Origin of the sequence: Caballeronia sp., from assembly GCF_049581465.1 — a bacterium.
Lineage (GTDB): Bacteria > Pseudomonadota > Gammaproteobacteria > Burkholderiales > Burkholderiaceae > Caballeronia.
In genome coordinates this window covers 1-2,241 of sequence record NZ_JBAUSA010000428.1, presented here as the reverse complement: position 1 = coordinate 2,241, position 2,241 = coordinate 1, and the positions used below count along the sequence as shown (strand labels likewise).

Annotated in this window: 3 protein-coding genes; 2 read left to right on the top strand and 1 reads right to left on the bottom strand. The window is 57.4% G+C overall.

Features of this window, described 5'->3' with window-relative positions; translation table 11 throughout:
- A partial coding sequence (locus WCA53_RS10735; protein ID WP_423908987.1) for a hypothetical protein occupies positions 1–236 on the top strand: 236 nt, incomplete at its 5' end.
- Between the two features lie 534 nt (positions 237–770).
- Here the strand turns inward: WCA53_RS10735 and WCA53_RS10730 are convergent.
- Positions 771–1,484, bottom strand: coding sequence for a type 1 glutamine amidotransferase domain-containing protein (locus WCA53_RS10730; RefSeq protein ID WP_423908983.1), 714 nt, complete (start codon positions 1,482–1,484; stop codon positions 771–773).
- 534 nt (positions 1,485–2,018) lie between these two features.
- Here WCA53_RS10730 and WCA53_RS10725 point away from each other — a divergent pair.
- Positions 2,019–2,241 (top strand): L-histidine N(alpha)-methyltransferase (locus WCA53_RS10725; protein ID WP_423908980.1); only part of this gene is annotated, 223 nt, incomplete at its 3' end.

Below are 2,241 nucleotides of genomic sequence, written 5' to 3'. Positions count from 1 at the left end.
TCTTTGACGAGGGCGAATGGATGCGGCTAAGGCACTCGCTCGATCGGCGGCTGACGCCGAAGGCGGCGAATGGTGGACAGGACCTGACGGACAGCATGACAGCCCGACTTGCGGAAGAAATACGCGGTGAGCGTTGGGATGCCCGGCGCCCGCCCCGGTCACATAACTACGGGCATCACTCGCGAACGGTCGCGTTCGGCTCAACGCAACACGATGGGAGAGTTCAGTATGATTAAATTGATAGTGCTTTTGGTCACATCGCTACTGGTTCTTGAATCGACGGCCCAAGCTACGGCCGCCCGGCATATTGTAAAGCGCCACAACTATATGAACGCCAATGCCTGGCTTGTTCCGAGCTATACCAGCCCGGGCATCTCTCATCGCAGCCGAGTTCCAGTGAGTGGACAGGACAACGATCAGCCGCCTCATGTAAGCCTTCAACCGTATTTGGAAGGGAGCTGTTGGGATCTTGGTACTTGCGATTGATCGTCGTTTTCGATACGGACATTCGCCGAGCACTTTACGAGGAACGCATCTCGTTAGCGCTACCGGGTCAGTTAATCAAAGGTGACGGCGGTAGCGCCTTTCTCCGCTTCTTCAATCCTCATCTCGGACAAGATTTTAGAGGAATCATTTGGAAATGCATCGAGGCTTCCAGGCTGCGCGAAAGCCAAACTTGGTTCGCTGCTGGTTGCGCGTGGCGTCAGGGGTGCCGCTCCAACGATTGACGACGACCGTGTTGTAATCGCTGGCCGTTTGCGTCGATCCGCCTACGAGGCCCGGGCGGTGACGCCGAACTGAGCCTTTTGTTTCAACGCCGCCATCAGCGTCTTCGCCGCCGATCCCGAGGAATGCGGGTTCTGTCCCGTAATCAGCAAGCCATCGCTGACGACGTGAGATGTCCAGTTGGCCGTTTTTGAGAAAGTAGCGCCGAGTTTCAGCATCTCGTCTTCCACGAGAAACGGCACCACTTCGGTGAGGCCGACCTCTTCTTCCTCACCGTTGGTAAAGCCGGTAACTTCCTTACCTCGTACCAGAAGCTTACCGTCGGGCGCCTTAACGTGACGCAGTGCTCCGGTGGAATGACACATCATGCCGATCGGCTTGCCGGCGGCAATGAAGGATTCGATTAGCTTGATAGACTGCTTGTCTTCCGCCAGGTCCCACATCGGACCATGACCGCCGGGATAGAAGACCGTGTCGAAGTCTTCCTGCTTGACACTGTCGAGGCGAACGGTCTTGTCGAGCTGAGCTTCCGCTGCCTCGTCCTTTTCGAACCGGAGGGTGAGGGGCGTGCTGCACCCGGGTTCCTTGCTCTTCGGATCGAGCGGCGGCCGTCCGCCCTTTGGCGATGCGAGCGCAACCTCGACACCGGCGTCCTTGAAGGCGTAGTAGGGAGCCGCAAGCTCCTCGAGCCAGAACCCGGTCTTTCGTCCGGTGTTACCGAGCTGGTCGTGAGACGTGATAACCATCAGCACCTTCATGGCTGACTCCCTTTTTCGCAATCGTTAAATGCGGTACCACGCGGCGCCGCGATAAAAGTGCCAGGAGAGCTGGGTGCCACCGCACCTTGTGCCGGGCAAGGCTGGAATAATCTTGCAAGCGACCGCGGTGTTGTTAGCGGGCCAAGCGTATCGCGGTCACTCATACCTTGAGCGTCAATCACTCATACATTGATATGAACGGCACCCATCATGTAGGTCCCCCGAGCGCAAGGCAGTAGACCGTATCCGAAGCGTGAAGAAAGTTCGGCGGTGGATGGCGACGCACAGCCGAGGCCGCCCAAATTTGCCTCACCAGTTGCAGCGGTGAAAATTGTGTACGGCTTGATAGTGATTGTCTCCACCAGCCAGCTTTTTCGATCTTAAGCGCGCAGGGAAAATGCGCGTCCGGAGATTGTCATAAATGTGCACGCCACCGCTTTGGCCGAAGCGCACCATCTCGATAAGCCGACATCTTCATTCGCTCGCGGCGGCGATTTGGACGTCGACGCGTCATCCATCGCGCGATCTATAGCCGTGATCGCCATCGCATCGAGATTCGGCAAGAAGGTGTTCACCGCGCTGGGGCTGTCCAACACATTTTCGCTCCGGCTCGGCGAAAGCATTCACATCGAGAACAGCTACAAATATTCGAATCGACCGCGTCCGCGTCTCGCCCGTGTCTCTAGTTGGGAGTTGCTTCAGTTATGGACCGATGCCCGCGGGCGTGCTCTCGGTTCACGCGCTCATCACTTCGGAC